The sequence below is a fragment of the Labrys sp. F242 genome, assembly GCF_057813875.1.
Genome location: NZ_JBVASG010000001.1, coordinates 3,257,372 through 3,277,769 on the forward strand (window position 1 = coordinate 3,257,372; position 20,398 = coordinate 3,277,769).

Annotated in this window: 19 protein-coding genes; 13 read left to right on the plus strand and 6 right to left on the minus strand. The window is 65.0% G+C overall.

From position 1 onward, the window contains the following. Positions 1 to 98: 98 nt before the first annotated feature. Together ACZYTC_RS15325 and ACZYTC_RS15330 are read right to left on the minus strand one after the other, a co-directional pair. Positions 99 to 1,877 (minus strand): sensor histidine kinase, encoded by a 1,779-nt coding sequence (locus ACZYTC_RS15325; RefSeq protein ID WP_488989941.1) that lies wholly within the window; start codon positions 1,875 to 1,877, stop codon positions 99 to 101. A gap of 162 nt (positions 1,878 to 2,039) precedes the next feature. Then, on the minus strand, positions 2,040 to 2,657 hold the full coding sequence (locus tag ACZYTC_RS15330; RefSeq protein WP_441772677.1) for a LysE family translocator: 618 nt from the start codon (positions 2,655 to 2,657) through the stop codon (positions 2,040 to 2,042). A 477-nt stretch (positions 2,658 to 3,134) separates the two neighbouring features. Between ACZYTC_RS15330 and ACZYTC_RS15335 the strand changes: the two genes are divergently transcribed. The 4 genes from ACZYTC_RS15335 (at position 3,135) to ACZYTC_RS15350 (ending at position 7,068) form a co-directional block, all read left to right on the plus strand. After that, positions 3,135 to 4,190 carry a methionine ABC transporter ATP-binding protein gene (locus ACZYTC_RS15335; RefSeq protein ID WP_441772676.1) on the plus strand — a complete coding sequence of 352 codons (1,056 nt, stop codon included), beginning with the start codon at positions 3,135 to 3,137 and terminating at the stop codon, positions 4,188 to 4,190. After that, positions 4,177 to 4,839, plus strand: a complete 663-nt coding sequence (locus ACZYTC_RS15340; RefSeq protein WP_454812970.1) for a methionine ABC transporter permease — start codon at positions 4,177 to 4,179, stop codon at positions 4,837 to 4,839. The genes ACZYTC_RS15335 and ACZYTC_RS15340 overlap by 14 nt, the downstream gene beginning before the upstream one ends. A 20-nt stretch (positions 4,840 to 4,859) precedes the next feature. Further along, the gene (locus tag ACZYTC_RS15345) at positions 4,860 to 5,672 is read left to right on the plus strand and encodes a MetQ/NlpA family ABC transporter substrate-binding protein (protein ID WP_434955239.1); all 813 of its coding nucleotides are present in this window, start codon (positions 4,860 to 4,862) and stop codon (positions 5,670 to 5,672) included. 178 nt (positions 5,673 to 5,850) lie between these two features. Then, complete coding sequence (locus tag ACZYTC_RS15350) at positions 5,851 to 7,068, plus strand: SfnB family sulfur acquisition oxidoreductase (protein ID WP_488989942.1); 1,218 nt, start codon at positions 5,851 to 5,853, stop codon at positions 7,066 to 7,068. Positions 7,069 to 7,076: 8 nt separating this feature from the next. On the opposite strand, the gene ACZYTC_RS15355 is transcribed toward ACZYTC_RS15350, so the two are convergent. Beyond that, positions 7,077 to 7,586 (minus strand): DUF2938 domain-containing protein, encoded by a 510-nt coding sequence (locus tag ACZYTC_RS15355; protein WP_434955237.1) that lies wholly within the window; start codon positions 7,584 to 7,586, stop codon positions 7,077 to 7,079. A gap of 102 nt (positions 7,587 to 7,688) precedes the next feature. On the opposite strand from ACZYTC_RS15355, the gene ACZYTC_RS15360 reads away from it, so the two are divergent. Continuing rightward, on the plus strand, positions 7,689 to 8,363 hold the full coding sequence (locus tag ACZYTC_RS15360) for an ArsR/SmtB family transcription factor (RefSeq protein ID WP_434955236.1): 675 nt from the start codon (positions 7,689 to 7,691) through the stop codon (positions 8,361 to 8,363). Positions 8,364 to 8,369: 6 nt separating this feature from the next. Here the strand turns inward: ACZYTC_RS15360 and trxA are convergent, their stop codons facing one another. The 3 genes from trxA to fghA form a co-directional block, all read right to left on the minus strand. Continuing rightward, positions 8,370 to 8,696, minus strand: coding sequence for a thioredoxin (gene trxA / locus ACZYTC_RS15365; RefSeq protein WP_441772673.1), 327 nt, complete (start codon positions 8,694 to 8,696; stop codon positions 8,370 to 8,372). 70 nt (positions 8,697 to 8,766) lie between these two features. Next, a complete protein-coding gene (locus ACZYTC_RS15370; protein WP_488989943.1) occupies positions 8,767 to 9,621 on the minus strand; it encodes a class II glutamine amidotransferase in 855 nt (284 codons plus the stop codon). Between the two features lie 233 nt (positions 9,622 to 9,854). Beyond that, entirely contained in the window at positions 9,855 to 10,691 is an 837-nt protein-coding gene (fghA, locus tag ACZYTC_RS15375) for an S-formylglutathione hydrolase (RefSeq protein WP_434955233.1), read from the minus strand. A 217-nt stretch (positions 10,692 to 10,908) separates the two neighbouring features. Here fghA and ACZYTC_RS15380 point away from each other — a divergent pair, with 217 nt between their 5' ends. The 8 genes from ACZYTC_RS15380 (at position 10,909) to ACZYTC_RS15415 (ending at position 20,365) form a co-directional block, all read left to right on the plus strand. Next, positions 10,909 to 11,976 (plus strand): LacI family DNA-binding transcriptional regulator, encoded by a 1,068-nt coding sequence (locus ACZYTC_RS15380; RefSeq protein WP_434955232.1) that lies wholly within the window; start codon positions 10,909 to 10,911, stop codon positions 11,974 to 11,976. A 36-nt stretch (positions 11,977 to 12,012) separates the two neighbouring features. Continuing rightward, entirely contained in the window at positions 12,013 to 12,765 is a 753-nt protein-coding gene (locus ACZYTC_RS15385; RefSeq protein ID WP_434955231.1) for a transporter substrate-binding domain-containing protein, read from the plus strand. Between the two features lie 226 nt (positions 12,766 to 12,991). Continuing rightward, positions 12,992 to 14,647: an amino acid ABC transporter permease gene (locus tag ACZYTC_RS15390; RefSeq protein WP_488989944.1), complete on the plus strand. Its 1,656-nt coding sequence runs from the start codon at positions 12,992 to 12,994 to the stop codon at positions 14,645 to 14,647. Further along, on the plus strand, positions 14,628 to 16,037 hold the full coding sequence (locus ACZYTC_RS15395) for a GH1 family beta-glucosidase (RefSeq protein WP_488989945.1): 1,410 nt from the start codon (positions 14,628 to 14,630) through the stop codon (positions 16,035 to 16,037). The genes ACZYTC_RS15390 and ACZYTC_RS15395 overlap by 20 nt, the downstream gene beginning before the upstream one ends. Before the next feature lie 281 nt (positions 16,038 to 16,318). Next, entirely contained in the window at positions 16,319 to 16,987 is a 669-nt protein-coding gene (locus ACZYTC_RS15400) for an SDR family oxidoreductase (protein ID WP_488990017.1), read from the plus strand. A 164-nt stretch (positions 16,988 to 17,151) separates the two neighbouring features. Continuing rightward, positions 17,152 to 18,627 (plus strand): MocR-like pyridoxine biosynthesis transcription factor PdxR, encoded by a 1,476-nt coding sequence (gene pdxR / locus ACZYTC_RS15405; protein ID WP_488989946.1) that lies wholly within the window; start codon positions 17,152 to 17,154, stop codon positions 18,625 to 18,627. A 117-nt stretch (positions 18,628 to 18,744) separates the two neighbouring features. Then, entirely contained in the window at positions 18,745 to 19,515 is a 771-nt protein-coding gene (locus ACZYTC_RS15410; protein WP_434955227.1) for an ABC transporter ATP-binding protein, read from the plus strand. A 34-nt stretch (positions 19,516 to 19,549) separates the two neighbouring features. Next, a complete protein-coding gene (locus tag ACZYTC_RS15415; protein WP_434955226.1) occupies positions 19,550 to 20,365 on the plus strand; it encodes an ABC transporter substrate-binding protein in 816 nt (271 codons plus the stop codon). Positions 20,366 to 20,398: the final 33 nt, after the last annotated feature.

A 20,398-nucleotide genomic window follows, 5' to 3' on the forward strand; every position in this document is an offset into this window, starting at 1 on the left:
TCGATCCCAGGCCGCATCTGGGATTTGTTCAAGAATCATGAAAGTAATATGGCAGACCATAACATAAGAAAAGCCAGCGCCAAGATTGCCGGATCGAGCTATACCGCCTCGGTTTCCGAAATGGCCCGGCAGATCGCGCTCTGCAGGAGATCGGGTGCCAGGGGCTTGTGCAGGACCTCGTGCCCGCTCCCGGCAAGCTCGCGCAATCGTTGCGGCGTGGTGTCGCCAGTGACGATCAGCGCCGGGACCGTATAGCCCAGATGCGCGATCAACTGCTCGATCGCCTGGCTGCCGGTCACGCCGCCGGCCAGGCGATAATCGGCGATGATCAGGCCGACCCGGCCCGGCCGGATAGCGTCGGCATGGTGGCGGCAAAGCTCCGCCACATTGGCGCCGCCGTGAACGCAATATCCCCAGGCCGCCAACAGCGTGGTGATGCCGTCGAGCACGCCGGCATCGTCGTCCAACACCATGATCGCCTGCCCTCCGCCCGGCTCTTGGCCCTCCGCTGCGACGCGGTTTGTTTCGGCTGCAGGCGACGGGATGCGCGGCACGGTGATCGAAAAGGTGGAGCCTCTGCCCGGTGCGGAGCGCAGGCCCACTGGGTGCTGAAGCAGTTCCGCCAGGCGCCTGACGATGGCAAGGCCGAGACCCAGCCCCTGATGCCGGCTGCGCTCGGGATTGTCGATCTGGGTGAATTCCTCGAAGACCAGTCCCTGTTGATCGGCGGGAATACCCGGGCCGTCGTCGGCGACCACGATCTCCAGGGTCTTTCCGCGCCGCCGAGCCCCGACAACCACCCGGCCTGCCGGCGCATAGCGCAGCGCATTGGACAGGAAATTGTCGAGGATGCGCTTAAGCTGTACCGGATCGCTGTGCACCCAGGCGCTGCAGGTGACGATGCGCAGGTCGATGCCCCGCTCTCGTGCCTGGCCGGCATATTCCTCACGCAGGCTGGAAAGGAGCTGGGAGAGTGACAGGGACTGGGGCTCGACCGGCACGAGGCCGGCATCGAGGCGGGAAACGTCGATGAGCCCATGCAGCAGTCCGCCAAGCGCTGAGATCCCCAAGCGCAGCTTGTCGGCGAGAAGCCTCGCCTCTTCCGCGCGCACATCGCCTTTCCCAGCCATTGATGACAGCGTCGCGGTGAACAGGCCGAGTGCATGGATGGGCTGGCGCAGATCATGGCTGGCCGCGGCCAGGAAGCGGGTCTTGGCCCGGTCGGCTGCGGTGGCGCGGTCACGCTCGCGCTCCAGCCCAGCGACCAGGGCGACATTCTCGAAGCGCAGCGCCACCGTCTCGCGCAGCGATAGATAGGTGATGCGGCTGTAATAGAGATAGACGACGACCAGGCAGGTCAGGAAAGTGAGATAGACCGAATAGATCGTACCTTCCATGCCGAGGCAGCGCAGAGCGAAAGGCAAGGTCATCGCAATCAGCAAGCCGGCATAGGCCGGCGGATAGGCCGACAGCGAAGGCACTGCCCCGCCCGCCATGCCGACGATCACGATGCAGACGAAGGCGATGAGATGCGGTTCGGCCGGCACGAAGCCGATCCAGCCGACCACGCCCCACAACAGGCTCGACACCACCGACAAGAGGGTGAAAGAACGGGCCCAAGCCAACGGCACCCTGCCCTTGCCCTGGCTGCGAAAATAGAGGTGCGACAAGTAAAGTCGCGCGCCGGTCAGCACGTAGATCGAGGCGACCCAGGCCAGGAGCTGGCCGCCCGGCACCACGTGGCGAAGGACATAGGCGACCGGCCAGGGAATGATCAGATTGGCGAACATCACCGCGCGGGACTGGCGGTAGAGCAGATCGATCAGGGCGGCTTGCAGGCGCTCGTCCTTGCGCCTGTCGCCTTGCGAGTGGGTCACGGTCCCGGCTCCGGGGGATAGGATGGCGGGCGTCTCGCCCATGGGCCCATCAATGCGGCCAGGAAAGCGTCGTCGCAAGATGAAAGCTCCGCCGCGAGATGGATGCCGAGTATTTGATCACGCGACAAGCAATCGGTCATTCCTTGCCCTCCCGCGACACCGTCAATTGTAATGCGCCACCAAGGCGACGCTGAGGGCTATCAGGATCGAGCCGGACACTTTGGGCACCAGCCGTCCCACCGAACTGGCCGCCAGCGTGGCGAGGCTGAGCGAGGCAAGGCCGACTGCCGCGAGATCGGCAATCGAAAAGGCGCAATTGACGACGAGCCCTAATACGAGAAACTGCAGCCAGACCGGGGTCGCGGCAGCCGGGTCGACGAATTGCGGCAGGAAGGTCAGGAAGAACAGGGCGGTCTTGGGGTTGAGGACTTCGACGACGATGCTGTCGCGCAGGACATTGGGCTGGGGCCGCGCCGTCGCTTCGCAGACGGCGGTCCGGCTCAAAAATATGGTGAGGCCGAGCCAGGCAAGATAGGCCGCTCCGGCGAGGCGGATCGCGACGAAGAGCGCCGGCGCGTGTTCGAGCAGCGCCGCCAGCCCGATGGCCGCCGCCGCGATATGGGCATAGCAGCCGAGATGGACGCCGAGGGCGGCCATCAGGCCGGCGCGCCGGCCATGGGCGAGCGTCTGCGCGGTCATATAGAGGATCGCCGGTCCCGGCATGCAGGCAAAGGCCAGGGTGGCGAGGGCAAAGGGGATCCAAGGCTCCAGAATGGGCATGGCGGTTCCTCAACGATGGGTATGACCGGGCGCGGAGACGCAAGCGGGTCCGAACGGCCTGCGAGGCAGGGGCGCAGCTTCGCGCCGTTCGCCTGAGAGAACTATGCCTGACCGGCACCGAAACACATACGACAGCTGTCGTATTTCGTTGGGACGAGCCTCGGCACGTCACGGCAGTATCACGCCGTACGGCACCCGGCGAAGACGCGTGGGCATCAGTCCCCGATCATCGCTCCGACCAGTGCCTCGCCTTGGTTTTCGGCCGAAGTCGGCCGTCGCCCTGAGGTCGGTAGCCGCCGTGTCACGATTCCAATATCTATATTGTCTATAAATTTAATACAATTACATTGACGGCAAAGCATCCGCCCGTCTATGCCTAGTGCCGTGGCCGATGGGGCCACGGCATCTGGCCCAAGCCCCCGCTGCACTCCCCTCCAGCAACCGTCTTGCGACGGCTTGCTTCCTATGCAGGCCGGCATGATCAGACTGACGGGCATATCGAAACATTATGGCGTGGCCGGCCGCGCCGTGCCCGCCCTGGACGGCATCGACCTCGAAGTTCACGCAGGCGAAATCCTGGGCATCATCGGCTCCTCGGGCGCCGGCAAGTCCACTCTGGTACGTCTGATCAACCTGCTGGAGCGTCCGACCAGCGGCGAGATCTTCATCGGCGAACGGCGGACGACCGCCCTGGCGGGCCGCGATCTGCGCGATCTGCGCCGCCGGATCGGCATGGTCTTCCAGCATTTCAACTTGCTCAATGCCCGCACCGTCGCCGCCAATGTCGCCTTCCCGCTGCAGCTCGCCGGCGGTTTCGACCGCAAGGCAATCAAGGCGCGCGTGGATGCGTTGCTCGAACGCGTGGGCCTTGCCGCCCATGCCGACAAATATCCGCGCCAGCTCTCGGGCGGGCAGAAGCAGCGCGTCGGCATCGCCCGCGCCCTTGCCTGCTCGCCGCAGATCCTGCTTTGCGACGAAGCCACCAGCGCACTCGACCCGCAGACCACCCGTTCGGTGCTCGACCTCCTGCAGGAGATCAACCGCGAACTTGGCCTCACCATCGTGCTGATCACCCACGAGATGGACGTGATCCGCCAGAGCTGCGACCGCGTCGCCGTGATCGACGCGGGCCGGATCGTCGAGGAAGGCCCCGTCTCCCGTGTCTTCCTGCATCCGAGCCACCCGGCCACGCTACGCCTTGTCCGTGAGGCCGAGCATGATGGCGGCGATACCGATCCCGGCCTGACCGGCGGCAGCACAGGCCCGCTTTTCCGGCTCACCTTCCTCGGCGAGACCGCGCATCGGCCGATCCTCGGCCGCATCGCGGCCGAGACGGGCGTCGACTACGCCATCCTCGGTGGGCGTGTCGGCCGCATCCGCCAGACGCCCTATGCCCAGCTCACGGTCGCCCTCGTCGGCGGCAACAGCGCCGCTGCCATCGGCCGCCTGACGGCAGCGGGTGTCGACGTCGAGCGGTTGAACGGCGAAGGCGTCGAGGCCTCTGCCGGGGAGGCGCTCCATGCTGTCGCTTGAAGCGATCGACTGGGCCGACATCTGGGCCGCACTGCTCGATACCCTGTCGATGCTGGGAGGCGCGCTTGGCTTCACCATCCTGGTCGGCCTGCCGCTCGGCGTGCTGCTCTTCCTCACCGGGCGACGCCAATTGCTGCAGCAGCCGTTTGCCTATGGCGTCTTGTCCTTCGTGCTCAACATCGTGCGTTCGGTGCCCTTTATCATCCTGCTGGTGGTGCTGATGCCGGTCACCGTGCTGATCTCGGGCACCTCGTTGGGTGTGCGCGGCGTCATCCCGCCTTTGGTGATCGGCACCATCCCCTTCTTCGCGCGATTGGTGGAGACCGCCCTGCGCGAAGTCGACCGAGGCGTCATCGAAGCCTCGCAGGCGATGGGGGCTTCCCATAGCCAGATCGTGTTGCGCGCCTTGCTGCCCGAAGCACTTCCCGGCCTGATCGCCGCCGTGACCGTCACCGCCATCGTCCTGATCGACTACACGGCGATGTCGGGCGCCATCGGCGGCGGCGGCATCGGCGATCTCGCCATCCGCTACGGCTATCAGCGCTTCCAGACCGAGATCATGGTCGTCACCGTCCTGATCCTGGTGCTGCTCGTCCAGGCCATCCAGGCCAGCGGCAACCGGCTGGTCGCACATTTCTCCCGCAAATGACCCCTTCGGAAGGACCTCCCATGCGCATCTTCAAAGCGCTGCCCGTCATCGCCTCCCTGCTCGCTCTCGGCTTCACCTCGGCGCGGGCGCAGGAAACACTCACCGTCGGCGCCACCGCCGTGCCGCACGCCGAGATCCTGGAATTCGTCAAGCCGATCGTGGCGAAGGAAGGTCTCGACCTCAAGATCAAGGTCTTCTCCGACTATATCCAGCCCAATGCCCAGTTGGTCTCGGGCCAGCTCGACGCCAATTACTACCAGTACCGGCCCTTCCTGAACGACTACAACAAGCAGCGCGGCACCGACCTGGTGCCGATCGTGCCGGTTCATGTCGAGCCCTTCGTGGCTTACTCCAGCAAGATCACCGCCATCGACCAACTCAAGGACGGCGCGACGGTGGCCATCCCCAACGATCCCGTCAATGGCGGCCGGGGCCTGTTGTTGCTGCAGAAGGTCGGCCTCCTGAAGCTGAAGGGCAAGCCGGAGCTGGAGACGCCTGAGGATCCGCTGCCCACCCTCAAGGACATCACGGACAACCCCAAGCATCTCAAGATCGTCGAGCTTGAGTCGGCCATGCTGCCGAGGGCGCTGTCGCAGGTCGATCTCGGCGCGCTGAACGGCAATTACGTGCTGGAGGCCAAGCTCGACGTCAACAAGTCGCTCTATATCGACCGTGGCCAGGACGGCCGCAACATCTGGGGCGAATATCTGGTGACCCGCCCGGCCGACAAGGACAAGCCGGCCATCAAGATCCTGGCTAAGGCCCTCAACAGCGATGCCACGCGTGACTTCATCAAGACCCGCTATCAGGGCCAGATCTTCCCGGCCTTCTGAACGCGCACGCAGGAATCCCTCCCCGGTTTCGGGGAGGGTGGCCTCGCGCAGCGAGGCCGAGTGGGGGAGAGTGGCGCAACTAGCATGACTTATGCCGCTCGCCCCCTTCCGTCGCTGCCTCAATCCAACAAACTCGCGCCAATCGGATTGTCGTCCCCTTCCCCTGCCGGAGCCCCCCGTGACCGCATCCTCCACCTCCCCTGCCCGTCCCGCCACGCCGGCTCACGTCATCGCCGACGATGCCGAGGCCATTGCGGTTGCCGAAAGCCTCGCGCCCGGTTTTGCCGCGGGAGCGGCAGAGCGCGATCGCGAGCGTCGCCATCCGGTGGCCGAGCTCGACCGGCTGTCCCAAAGCGGGCTCGGTGGCATCACCATTCCCAGAATCCATGGCGGCGCCGGGGTTTCGCAGGTCACCGTGGCCCGGGTCTTCGCCATCCTGGCGGCGGCCGATCCCTCGCTCGCGCAGATCCCACAGAACCAGTTCGAGATCCTCGACGTCATCGAAGGATCCGGCAGCGAGGCGCAGAAGCGAGACCTCTTCGCCCTGGTGCTATCAGGCCATCGCCTCGGCAATGCCTTCTCCGAATTCCAGGGCAAGAATGTCGAGAGCTTCGAGACGCGCCTCAGCCGTGACGGCGACGATTTCCGGGTCAACGGCCGCAAATTCTATTCGACCGGTGCCCTCTTCGCCCATCTCGTGCCCATCGTCGCTCTCGACGAGGACGGGCGGATCGTGGTGTCCGTTGCCGACCGCGACGCCGAAGGTCTTTCGGTGATCGACGACTGGTCTGCCTTCGGCCAGCGTACCACCGCCAGCGGCACTGTGGTGCTCGACAATGTCGCCATTCCCGCGGAGCGCGTCCTGCAGGCCCATCTGGTCTATGAGCGTCCGAGCGCGGCCGGTCCGCGCAGCCAGCTGATCCATGCGGCTATTGATGCCGGCATCGCGCGCGGGGCTCTCACCACCACCATCGACTTCGTGCGCGAGCAGGCCCGTCCCTGGATCGACAGCGGTCGCGACACCGCCCGCGAGGATCCCTATGTCATCGGCGAAATCGGCAATCTGCGTATTCGCCTGCACGCGGCCGAGGAATTGCTCTGGCGGGCCGGGCGGCAGCTCGATGCAACCCTGGCCGATACCAGCGAGCACTCGATCGCCCTTGCCAAGGTGGCCGTGGCGGAAGCCAAGGTGCTCACCACGGAGATCGCCATCCTCGCCGCCAACAAGCTGTTCGAACTCGCCGGCACGCGCTCGACCCTGGCCCGGCACGGGCTTGACCGCTATTGGCGCGACGCCCGCACCCATACGCTGCACGATCCGGTGCGCTGGAAATACAACGCCATCGGCCAGTTCTACCTCAACGGCGTGCAGCCGCCGCTACATTCCTGGATCTGAACGTCCCGTCAGGCCACCCAGCCGAGCGCCCGGATCAGCAACGCCGACACATAAAGACCGGCGCCGAAGGCGAGATGGGCAGCCAGACTGCGCAGACGGGCAATGCCGGGGTTCGGCGTCTTGCGGGCCGCGATACCTGCCCCCAGCCCAGGTTGCAGGATGAAGAAGGGCGCCACCAGGCTGACGACGCCGAACACCAGCGCCGGCAGCGGCGTGGGATGCCGGAGCCAATCCGGCCCGACCACGGTCAGAAGCAGGCCGGCAAACACGACTCCGATGGCATAATGGGCAAGCCAGCCGATGGCTTTTTCGCCAGGAATCGCATCCGTCCGGCCGATGCCGGCATGGACGAGGCGACCCCGCGGCAGATGCCCGATCCAGCGCCCGACCATGGCATAATCGAGAGAGGCTATTGCGAATCCATGCTTGAGCAGCAGTGCCCACAGATCCATCACAATGGTGGCGCCGATGCCCACCAGCAGCATCGACACCAGCAATTCCCCTACCCCGCTCACCATCGCAGCATTCCTTTCCGGCCCCACTCGTCTTCGCGGCGGGCAGAAGATAATAAATCATTCAATAAATTGATTGATTATTAGAGATCATCTAGTCTTCCGTCAATGAGCGACTCAGATCCCCAGATGCAGATCCTCGGCGAATTCGCCGAGCTTGCCCGCACCCTCGGCAATGCCCATCGCCTCATCCTGCTCGAGCACATCGCCCAGGGTGAACGGCCGGTGGAACGCCTGGCCGAGCTGGCCAATCTCTCCATCGCCAATGCCTCCCAGCATTTGCAGCAGCTGCGCCGTTCGGGCTTCGTGCAGACGCGACGGGAGGGCAAGCATGTGCTCTACCGGCTCGGCAATGGTCCGATCCAGCCCTTGCTCGCCGCCCTCAGGGCCTATGCCGAGTACAACCGCGCCGAGATCCGCGCCCTGATCGCCGACAGCTTCGAGCGGCGCGACAAGCTGCAGGCGATCTCGCGGGAGGAACTGGCTACGTGCCTGCGCGAAGGCGTCGTCGTGCTTCTCGATGTCCGCCCCGAGGATGAATATGCGCTCGGCCATCTGCCGGGCGCCATCAACATCCCGGCCGAGCAGCTCGAGCAGCGCCTGGGCGAGCTCCCGGCGGACCAGGAGATCGTCGCTTATTGCCGGGGCCCCTATTGCGTGTTGTCCTTCGACGCCACCGCGATGCTGCGCGCGCACGGCATGCGCGCGCGCCGTCTCGACGGCGGCTATCCGGCCTGGAGCGCGGTGGGCCTGGAGACGAAGGCAGTCACCACAGCCGCTTGACCGGATTCAGGCCGCCAATTGGCGCTCGATCAGGCTGACATAATTGCTCTTCGGCCCGAGCCCGACCATCTGGTCGACCGGGCGGCCGTCCTTGAAGACGACCACGGTCGGGATGCTGCGGATCCCCAGGGCGCCGGCGATCTCGGGTTCGGCATCGATCTCGACCTCACCGAAGGCGGCCTTGGTGGCGAGCGTCTGCGCGAGATCCTGATAGAGCGGCTCCATCATCCGACACGGGCCGCACCAGGGCGCCCAGAAGCGGACGACGCTCACACCGGGCTTCTTGATGACTTCCGCCTCGAAATTGCTTTTGGTCAAGGTGGTGATCGACATTGCATACTCCATGATGAAAAGGATTGGCGGGCTGGCCATGGCGGGCCGATCCCGAAATCGCGGACGGCCTTCAGCAGCTTTCGAACTGGAAGCCTTCGCCATAAAGGGCGGCCTGGCGTGCCCGTTCTTCAGTCGCCTTGCGCCGGCATGCGGTCGTGTCCTCGAAGCTGGCCGCATCGTCTTGCCACGCGCTGGCCGGGGCTTGGCCCCGCGTGGCGCGCCGCCCGAGCAGCCGGCCCTGCCGGAAAACCGCCAGCGTGTTGGGCCGCAGGCAGGCCCAGGCCCGCGCGTCCTCTGATGGATAGCTGACGATCAGCCGCATCGGCCGCTCGCCTTCGACCTCCAGCACGTGCAGGCTGGTATGGGCATGCACGAATAGATGCTCGCCATCGGCGAGCAGGAAATTGAAGGCGCCATGCACGTTGATGGCGGAGACGGTATCGGCGAAGCGATCCAGCATTGTGTCGAGCTCATCGCCACCCCCGCTCCAGCCGCTCAGCGTCTCGAGCAGCAGGACGAACGCGCGTTCGGAATCGCTGTCGCCGAGCGCACGGAACCTCGACGTCACAGGCTCGCCGATGCCCGGCAGCGAGCCGGCATGGGCGAAGACCCAGGAGCGTCCGGCCAATTCCCGGTCAAAGGGGCGAAGCTGGCTGAAGCCGGGCTGGCTCTCGTCGACCCCCTTCTCGCCAAATTGCCCTACCATGCTGGTGGCGGTGAAGGTTCTCTCCCTGAGTATTCGCAGCATGGCGTTGTGATTGACCGGCCCGGCTTCCTTGTAGATGCGCGCGGCCCGGCCATCATGGAAGGCGATGCCCCAGCCCTGCCGGTCCGGACAGAGCCCTTCCTCGGCTGCTCCGAGCAGTGACAAGGCCACGGCAAGGTCCTCGGCATGACTCGCATTCACGCCAATCAATTGTGGCATCGGCACCTCCAATCCGAAAATGGATAGATGAAACTATCATTCAATATAACTATTGAATGATAGTTTCAGGAAGGCACCCCGTCAACTCTCTATCGGGAGAGTCCCGCAGCCCGCAAAGCGCGGATGCGCACGCCGCCGCGCGCAGGACGGATTTCAGTTTGGACAGACCAGGCCGGCCATCGACACCGACCCGCGAGGAGACGCCCGAGCAGCATGCCGGGCGCCACCTTCCCTCACCGGCTCAGGCGTTCGGCATGCCAGGCGAGATGGTCGTCCATGAAGGTGGAGATAAAATTGTAGGAGTGGTCGTAGCCCTCCTGCATGCGCAGGGTCAGCGTAATACCAGCCTTGGCGCAGGCCTCTTCCAGGAGCCAGGGCCGCAGTCCTTCCTTGAGGAAGCCGTCCGCCGTGCCCTGGTCGACCAGGAAGGCGTCGAAGCGATGGCCGTCGGTGATCAGGGCCGTGGCGTCATAGGAACGCCAGGCAGATTCATCGGTGCCGAGATATTTCTCCAGGGCCGGCCTGGACCAGCCTGCGGTGCTTGGCTGCACGATCGGCGCGAAGGCCGAACAGCTCTTGTAGTGCTGCGGGTTCTTGAGCGCGATGGTCAGCGCGCCATGGCCACCCATCGAATGGCCGAAGATCGACTGGCGCGCCATGTCGGCCGGGAAATGCTCGCCGATCAGGGCCGGCAGTTCCTGGGTAAGATAGGAATACATCCGGTAGTTGCGGACATAAGGCCCTTGCGTGGCGTCGAGATAGAAGCCCGCGCCCGATCCGAACTGCCAATTGTCCTTCTCGTCCGGCACGCCTTCGCCGCGCGGGCTGGTGTCGGGGCAGACCACGATCAGGCCGAGTTCGGCGGCGAGGCGGCGATATTCGCCCTTGTCCATCACGTTCTGATGCGTGCAGGTCAGGCCTGACAGATACCAGAGCACGGGGCAAGCACGCTCCGCGGCCTGGGGCGGCACGAAGACCGCGAAGGTCATCTCGCAATCGCAGCTCGACGAGGCATGGGAATAGACGCCCTGGGTCCCGCCATGCGATCGCGAGGTTGAGATGGTTTTCATCGGCTAGGCCTTTCGCTCAGAATCGAGCCGACCATAGCCACCTCAGCCCTCCCCCGTCGAGTTTCGAGCCGGTTGCAGCCCCGCGCTAAATGCCGCGGCATCTTTCGGTAACCTTTCCAAGGCTCTCTCATCAGCAATAAAAACGTTTTTATTTTTATTGAAAACGTTTTTATTCGCTGTTATCAGAATTCTGCAATCGTCAGACCCGGAGGGGAGGATGGCCGGAAAAACCTCGCAACCGTCGCGCCCCGCACCGCCCACCATCAAGACGCTGGCGGACAGGACAGGCTATTCCATCGCCACCATCTCCAAGGCCCTGCGTGGCCATGCCGTGGTTGCCCCGGAGACGCGGGAGGCAATCTTCAAGGCTGCCCAGGAGATCGGTTACCAGGCCAATACGCGCGGCATGGCGCTGCGCACCGGCAAGACCTACCAGGCCGCCGTGTTGATGCCGGTGACGGCCGCCCCCGACTATGAGTGGGACGGCGTCGAATATACCCAGATCCTCAGTGGCATCAGCCAGGCCCTCGACGGCAGCGACTACAACATCTCAGTGCATGTCATCCGCGACGCGGCCGATGGCTGCGAGGTTGCTCGCCGCATCGTCGAGCAGGGCCTCGCCGACGGCCTGATCTTCTCGGGGATTCTTGCCGACGACCCGCGCGTCGATTTCCTGGTGGCCCGGGACTTCCCCTTCGTCTCGCTCGGGCGCTGCCGTGGGGAGCTCGACTATGCCTACGTCGATATCGACAATGAGTGGGCCGCCCATGCCGCTACCGCCAGGCTGATCGCCGGCGGCCATCGGCGCATCGCCCTGGTCAATCCGCGGCGGCGCCTGTCTTACGCCATGGACAGGATCGATGGCTTCACCCGCGCCTTCGCCGAGGCGGGCCTCTGCGCATCCACAGATCTGATCGTCGAAGGCGACCTTTCGACGGCATTCGGCCGCAAGGCCGCGATCGAGCTGCTCGGCCGCGCCGACCCGCCGACCGCCTTCGTCTGCGTCAACGAATCCACCACGCTCGGCGTGCTCTCGGGCCTGTCCGGCCTCGGGCGCGAGATCGGCACCGATGTCGACGTCATCGCCTATGACGACATCAATGTCAGTGCCTATTTCAACCCGCCGGTCACCACCTTCTACCAGCCCATCGAGATCTGCGGGCGGTTCCTCGGTCAATATCTGCTGCAGCGCATGGCCGGCACCGCACCCGAGTCGCTGAAGCAGGTGTTCAGGCCCGAACTGGTGGTCCGGCAGCCCGACGATCTCGGCAGCCGCAAGAGCTGACGCATAGAACCAACAAAACCAATGGAGGAGGAAACCATGAAAAAACTGAACGCGATTGCGACCGCCTTGCTGTTGTCGGTCTTCGCCGGCAGCGCGCAGGCTGCCGATCTCGGCGGCAAACTCCTGAAGGTCGGCTCCGACACCACCTCGCCGCCGATGGAGAGCGTCGACCCCGCCACCAACCAGATCGTCGGCTTCGACGTGGACGTGGTCAACGCGATCTGCGTCAAGATCAACTGCAAGGCCGAATTCGTGACCACCGGCTGGGATGGCATCTTCGCCGCCCTCGACCAGGGCAGCTTCGACCTCGTCGCCTCGGGCGTGTCCATCACCGACGAACGCAAAAAGGCGATGGATTTCTCCGATCCCTATATCGTCAACAGCCAAGCGATCCTGGTGCGCGTGGCAGACCAGGACATCTCGCTCGATGGCTTCAAGGGCAAGGCCAAGAAGCTCTCAGCCCAGGCCAACACCACCGACGCCCAGGTCGCCGAGAAGATCGTCGGCAAGGACAATGTCGTGGCCTATGACAGCTTCAGCGCTTCCGTCATCGCCCTGAAAAACAAGGATGTCGACGGCGTCGTCATCAACGGCGCCAATGGCCCGGCCTACGACCGCGAATTCGCCGGAGACCTCGTGGTCGGCATCAAGGGCCTGGAATCCGACCCGCTCGGCCTCGTTTTCCGCAAGGGCGACGACAATGTCGCGGCCTTCAACGAAGGCATCAAGCAGATCAAGGCCGACGGTACGCTCGACAAGCTGATCGCCAAATATTGGGGCGCCAAATAAAGCGCCCGCCCCTCCCCTGGAGGGGTCGGCCATTCCCCTTGGAATGGCCTGGGGTCGACGCGCAGCGTCGGGTTGGGCTGAGCTCTCCGCAAGACTGAGCCGCTTTTACCATTACACCCCAAGCATCTTCACCCCACCCCGGCCCTTCAGGCCGACCCTCCCCCTCCAGGGGAGGGTAGTGTCGGCTCACATCGAAACCGCGATCGCCCCGTTGGGGGAGGACCGAATGAACACTCTCAGACGCATCCGCCCCAGCAATCTGATCATTCTGACGGCCCTGCCCTTCATCATCTATCTTTTCTCGACATCGCGCGACTATCAGCGCTCGCTGCGGGCGATCCTCGGCGTCGAGAACGGCTCTTCCGCCTTCGTGCCCGGCTTCGCCGCCCTGGCCGTCGCCTTTTCGGCCGGGCTCGCCGTGCTGTTCTTCTCACGCGCCCATGCCTACAGGCCGCGCCTCGCCCTCATCGCCGCCGGCCTCACCCTCGCGGCCGCGCTGGCGATCGCGCTGGGCGGCTTCACGCATCTCTATCTCGCCTCGGCCCTGGCCAATGCCGTCGACCCCTTCACCTCGGCTCTGGTGGTGAAGGGCGTCACGCCGCGGCAGCTCACCCCGGACGCCGATATGATGCTGGGCCATGCCGAAGCCTGGCTGCTGCCTGCCTATCTCGGCCTGACCCTGCTGGGCCTCGGCCTCTTCTTCGCCGGCGGGCGCCCGAACGCGGAGCGTGAAACGCAAGTGCGGCGTGCCGGGCGCTGGATCCTCGGCCTTGTCAATGGCGTCGGCGCCGTCGGCCTGTTCTTCTTTGCGCATGTCGCCTTCGCGGCCGGCGTCGCCACCACCATCCGCGCCGCCGTCGCCGCCTATCTCCTGGCTGCCCTGCTCGGCCTCGTCTGGGTCGGCCTCCTGCAATTGCGCTACAGCGAGCGCGCCAGCCTGATCTTCGTCGCCCTCACCCTGGCGCTTGCCGTGGCGGCCGGCTGGTTCCTGATGCAGCCGCGCGACAGCTACGTCCTGGCCGGTACGCTCGAAGGCAAGGTGGCGGTCGTCGGCAATACGCCATCCAGCCTGATCGCCTCGGTACGCGAGGGTGACTTTCCCGGTGGGCCTAACGCGCCGGTGCCGGTGCGCAGCTTCGCCGGCTCGCCCGAGGCTCTTGCCGCCATCGCCAGGAAACAGGACGTCTCGGCTGCCCTCGTCCCGGCCTCCGCCCGGCCCGGCGACCTGCCGGTGCTCTGGCAGACCGAACTCCTGAACGATCGCGACCGCTCAGCCGGCATCGCTTTCGCGGTGCTCGCCATCATTCTCGGCCTGCTTACCTTCGGCGGCCATCTCAATTTCCGCCACCCGCTCGCCATCGGCTCGGAGTTCATCGTCGACACCATCCGCGGCATCCCGATGCTGGTGATCGTGCTCTATATCGGCCTGCCACTCAGCGGCGCGCTCAAGGACGCCACCCAGGGCGCCGTCGATCCGCCCAACCTGCTGCGCGGCATCGTCGCCATGGCCTTCGCCTATTCGGCCTATCTCGCTGAAATCTTCCGCTCCGGCATCAATGCCATCCCGATGGGGCAGATCGAGGCGGCCCGCAGCATCGGCCTGTCACGCTGGAAGACAGCGCGGCTGGTGGTGCTGCCGCAGGCCTTCCGCATCATCATTCCCCCGCTCGGCAACGAGTTGATCGCCATCCTCAAGGACACCTCGCTGCTCTCCATCCTGTCGATCCGCGACATCACCCAGCGCATGCGCGAGTTCCAGTCGGCGAGCTTCCTGCCCTTCGCACCCTACAACTCCGCCGCCATCTTCTACATCGTCCTGACCCTCGCCGCGGCGAGCCTGGTCAACACCATCGAGAGAAAATATGACGTCAAGCATCGCTAACGACCGGCAAGCCCTGGAAACGCGCGCCCGCAGCCTGGTCTTCCCCAAGGGCTTCGTCTTCGGCGCCGCCACGGCCGCCTACCAGATCGAGGGCGCCCACGACCTCGACGGCAAGAGCGAGAGCATCTGGGACCGCTTCTGCCGCAAGCCCGGCGTGATCGTCGATGCCAGCAGCGGCGAGGTCGCCTGCGACCACTATCATCTGTGGCGCAAGGACATTGCGGTGATGAAGCAACTCGGCCTCGACGCCTATCGCTTTTCCGTGGCCTGGACGCGCATCCTGCCCGAGGGGACGGGCACGCCGAACACCGAGGGGATCGCCTTCTACGACCGGCTGATCGACGGCTTGCTGGAAGCCGGTATCGAGCCCTATCTCACCCTCTATCACTGGGACCTGCCCCAGCTCCTGCAGGACCGCGGCGGCTGGTACAATCGCGAGACCTCCGAACATTTCGCCGCCTATGCCTCGGCGGTGGCGCGCGCCTTCGGCGACCGCGTCAAGCATTGGACCACCTTGAACGAACCCTGGACCTTCTGCTGGTCTGGCCATGCCACTGGCGAGGACGCGCCGGGCCTTCATGACGGCGCCAAGGGCGGCGTCGCCGCCAGCCATCACGCTTTGCTCGGCCATGGCCTCGCCGTGCCGGCCGTGCGCGCAGAAGCGCCCGAAGCCTCCGTCGGCATCGTCTTCGACCTCAACGTGGTCGAGCCGGCCAGCGCCGATCCGCGCGATGCCGCCGCCGCCCGGCGTTTCGACGGCGCCCAGAACCGCTGGTTCCTCGACGCCGTCTTCAAGGGCAGCTATCCCGAGGACATGCTGGCGCTCTACGGCCCGATGCTGCCGGAAATCCGGCCCGGCGACAACGCCGTCATCGCCGCCCCGGTCGACTATCTCGGCGTCAACATCTACCGCCGTTCGGTGATCGCCGAGGGCAGCGAGCTGGCGCCGCTCAACTACAGGCGTATCCAGCCCGAAGGCGTCTATTCCGCCGTCGACTACGAGATCTGGCCGCGCTGCATCTACGACGTCCTCCACTACGTCCATGCCAACTACCGGCCCAGGCGTATGCTCATTTCCGAGAACGGCGTGGCCACGGCGCCCGAGGCCGTGACTGCCGACGGCCACATCTGGGACGACCAGCGCGCGCGCTATTATGTCGACCATCTCGCCGAAGTCGCCAGGGCCGCCGCCGAGGGCGTGCCGGTGCAGGGCTATTTCGCCTGGACGCTGATGGACAATTTCGAGTGGGCCTATGGCTACACCACGCCCTTCGGCATCACCCATGTCGATCTTGCAACGCAGGAGCGGCGGATCAAATATTCGGGTGAGGTCTATGCCCAGATCGCGGATCAGGCCCGGAGCGTCGTCCAGCCGGCGCGGAGCGCCTAACTTGGCTGATAGCGACCTGATTCATATGCGGCAAGATGTCGGAATAGAGCGCGGGTATCCTTCCCCGACTTCGGGGAAGTCCGGAATATCTTCGAAGACGAAGATGTTCCTGTCATCGATGCGGTGCAGCGACGGAAGGGGGCGCGCGATGCGGGCGGGCCGGAAAAAGTATGGTCGCGCCACCCTCCCCGAAACCGGGGAGAGACTCCCGCGCTCCACTCGGCATGATCAAGATGCGTGAATTCGACAGCACACCAGAACGAACCCCTACGCCCGGCACGGTGCTGATTACCGGCGCCTCGCGTGGCCTTGGGTTGGCCTTGGCCCGGCACTATGCCGGCGCGGGCTGGCGGGTGATTGCCTGCACCCGCGCCGACACGCCGCCCCCTGACGAAAATGGCCTCGAATGGCGCCGGCTCGATGTCGCCAGCCCAGCCTCGATAGCCGAGCTTGCCGCCGGCCTCGCCGGCACCCCGCTCGACCTCATGATCAACAATGCCGGCATCCGCGGCGACGTCGATGGCCTCGCCACGCTCGACACCGACGATTTCATTGAGGTGATGCGTGTCAATGCCCTCGCGCCCCTGTTGGTGGCGCGGGCGCTCCTGCCGAACCTGCGGGCGGGAGGCGGCCGGATCATCGCCAATATTTCGAGCCGCGCCGGATCCATCGCCGAAGGCATGATCGGCGATGATGACGGCGACTATGCCTATCGCTGCTCCAAGGCAGCGCTCAACATGGCGACGGCCAAGCTGGCCCACGACCTCAAGCCCGATTGCATCACCGTACTTGCCCTCCATCCCGGCTGGGTACGAACCGATATGGGCGGCATCGAAGCCGAAATTCCGGTATCGGACAGCGCGGCAGCCCTGCAGGGCCTGATCGACCGGGCCACATTGGCCGACAGTGGCAGTTTCCAGGCCTTCGATGGACGGCCGATCGCCTGGTGAGACACGCAGTGCGACAACGCATCGGATGAACGATGTGGCCGCGGCGTCGCTGAACGTGTAATCACAGGCATGGCGACGAAGAACGGGCCGGGAAGCGACGCCCGATCGCTGCCGTCGCGAGGCAGCCGCGTGGCCGACCGGACGATCACGCCGCTGGGAAGCCGATGGAAGTCTTCAACTATCCTGCCTGGAACCTAATTTCCTTCGAGCGCGGCTCCGCCATCCCCCTCTACCAGCAGCTTTTCGCCCAGTTGCGTGGATTGATCGCCGACGGACGGATCCCCCGCGGCGCACGCCTGCCGCCGAGCCGCATGCTGTCGGACGAACTCGCCATCTCCCGCAGCACGGTGGTGTTGGCCTATGAGAAACTGGCGACGGAAGGTTATCTGCAGAAGCGCGTCGGTTCCGGCACCTTCGTGGAACAGGTCTTTCCGGAAGATCACCTGCCGCGCCCACCGATCATGGAACCTGTCGGCAAGCGACGCCCTGCCCGCCCCTCCGCCCATGCCGAAGCCCTGCTCGCCCTCGACGTGCCACCCGAACGCCGAGAGCGGTTCGGCCTCAGTCCTGGTATTCCCGCCCTCAACGAATTTCCCTACGAGGTTTTCGCACGCCTTGCCGGGCAGCACTGGCGCGCTCATGCCGCCTCGCATACGGGCTACGACTATGCCCGGGCGACGCTGCCGCTCGGCCGACAGATCGCCGCCTATCTGGAGGAAACACGCGGCATCGTCTGCCGCCCCGAGCAGGTCGTCATCTTCTCCAGCACGGTACAGGCGGCCGCCATGGCCGCCCATGTGCTGCTGAACCAGGGTGACCGCGTGCTGCTGGAAGACCCCGGCCACGTCACCCAGCTCGCGACGCTGACGGCCTGCGGTCTGAAGGTCGAGCCCATCCCCGTCGATGACGAAGGCTTCGACATCGCCGCCGTCACCAGTTCCAGCCTGCCGGCGCGGCTTGCCATCGTCTCGCCGGTCGAGCAGTTCCCCTTCGGCTGCACCATGTCCGCGCCGCGCCGACAGGCTCTCCTCGACTGGGCCGTGGCTGAAGACGGCTGGATCCTGGAGGATGATTTCAATAGCGAGATCCGCTGGTCGGGTGCTCCCGTCCCACCGCTCTATGCCGGCCATTCCGGCCGTGTGATCTATACCAGTTCCTTCAACCGGGTGCTGGCACCAGGGCTGAGGCTTGCCTATCTGGTTGCCCCGCCGGAGTTGATCGAGGCCTTCAAGCTGGCCCAGCGCATTTTCTCCTTCTATGCCCCGCTGCCCGACCAAGCCCTGGTCGCCGAATTCATGAGCTCGGGCCACCTGGCGTCGCATCTGCGGCGCATGCGGGCGATCTATCGCGAAAGAGCGGGAGCGCTGGCGGAGGGCCTGCGCGACCGGCTCGGTGGCGATTTCATCGTTCCCGACGTCAGGGCTGGACTCCACCTCACCATCCGCTCCCATCGGCCCTTCGACGACCGCGCCGTCTCGAAGCGACTGCTCGATCACGAGATGGATTGCCCGCCCCTCTCGCGCTATTGCCGCAGCGCGCTGAAGCGGCATGGTTTCGTGCTCGGCTTCGGCAACAATCCGGTCAAGCGCCTCCGTCGCTACGCCGAAATCCTCGCCCATGCCATCGAAGAGCTTGGCTGATGCTTCGCTCCCGCGGTGGAATTGGACTGTATCACCACTGGAAATTGGCTCTTGGGTACGACCGCTTAGTCGCCCAATCTCGTGCAAACACCACCGCGCCACAGCACGGGAAATTCCATGGGGAATCAAGAACAAGTCGTGCTTCGCGCGACGGGTATTCGCAAGAGTTTCGGCACTCTTGAGGTGCTGAGCGGCGTCGACCTGACGGCTCGTACGCATGACGTCATCAGCATGATAGGCGCTTCCGGTTCGGGCAAGAGCACCTTCCTGCGCTGCATGAACCTCCTGGAGATTCCAAGCGCCGGCTCCATCGCCGTGGAGGGCGAGGAGATCACGCTCGACCGGCGCGGGGACCGCACCAAGCTGAATGCCAGGCAGATCAACCGCCTGCGCAGCCGTATGGGCATGGTGTTCCAGAACTTCAATCTCTGGAGCCAGCTCACGGTGCTGGAAAACGTCACCATCGCGCCGATCAAGGTGCTCGGCCTGTCCCGGCGCGAGGCCCAGGAGCGCGGCGAAGCCTATCTCGCCAAGGTGGGTCTATGGGAGAAGCGCTCGCACTACCCAGCCCATATTTCGGGCGGCCAGCAGCAGCGCGTCGCCATCGCGCGGGCCCTCGCCATGGAGCCGAGGCTGATGCTGTTTGACGAACCGACCTCGGCCCTCGATCCCGAACTGGTCGGCGAGGTGCTGGGCGTCATGCGTACCCTGGCCGAGGAAGGCCGCACCATGATCGTAGTCACCCACGAAATGGCCTTCGCCCGCGAGATCTCGGCCGAGGTGGTCTTCCTGCACAAGGGCGTGATCGAGGAACGCGGCCCGCCGGCCCAGGTGTTCGGCGCTTCGAAATCCGAGCGCTGCCGCGCCTTTCTGCAGCGCGTGCTGTGAATCCAGAGCTTCAAGAACAATGGAGGGGAATTCCATGAAGAAGATCGCCATCCTTCTGGCTGCCAGTGCAGTGACCTCACTGGCTTGCCTGGCCTCGCTGACTTCCATGGCCCAGGCCCGGGAGTTGCGGGTGGGCAGCGAGTGCACCTATCCGCCCTTCAACTTCAAGGACGCCAGCGGCACCCTGCAGGGCTTTGATGTCGACGTCGCCAAAGAAGTGGGCAAGCGCGTCGGCGCGGATATCAGTTTCGTCTGCCAGCCTTTCGACTCGCTGATCCCCGCGCTGATGGCCGGCAAGTTCGACATGCTGGCTGCCAGCATGTCGATCACCGACGAGCGCAAGAAGAGCATCGAGTTCAGCCTGCCCTACCGTTCCTCCACCGCCCGCTTCATCGCGGCCAAGGGGTCCAGCCTTGCGCCGCTGACGGCTGACGGCAAGGCCAATCCGGACGGGATCAAGGGCAAGGCGATCGCCATCCAGCGCTCCTCGACCTATGAGAAATACATGCGCGACAAGTTTCCCGATGCGGACATCGTGCTCTACGACACCGTCGACAACATGCTGCTGGATCTCACCTCCAAGCGCGTCGACCTGGTGTTTGCCGGGCCGATCAAGCTCGCCCAGGACTTCCTCGATAAGCCGCGCGGCAAGGACTACGCCTTTGTCGGGCCCGAGATCAACGACGTGGAATTCTTCGGGCCCGGTGTCGGCATCGGCCTGAGGAAGGACGATACCAAGCTGCGAGACGAGGTGGACGGCGCCCTGAAGGCCATGTTCGCCGACGGCGCCTTCAAGGCCATCAACGACAAATACTGGTCGTTCAGCGTGCTGCCGGCCGCAACCCAGTAGGGCAGCGCTGGCAGGCACATGTTCTGCCATCCC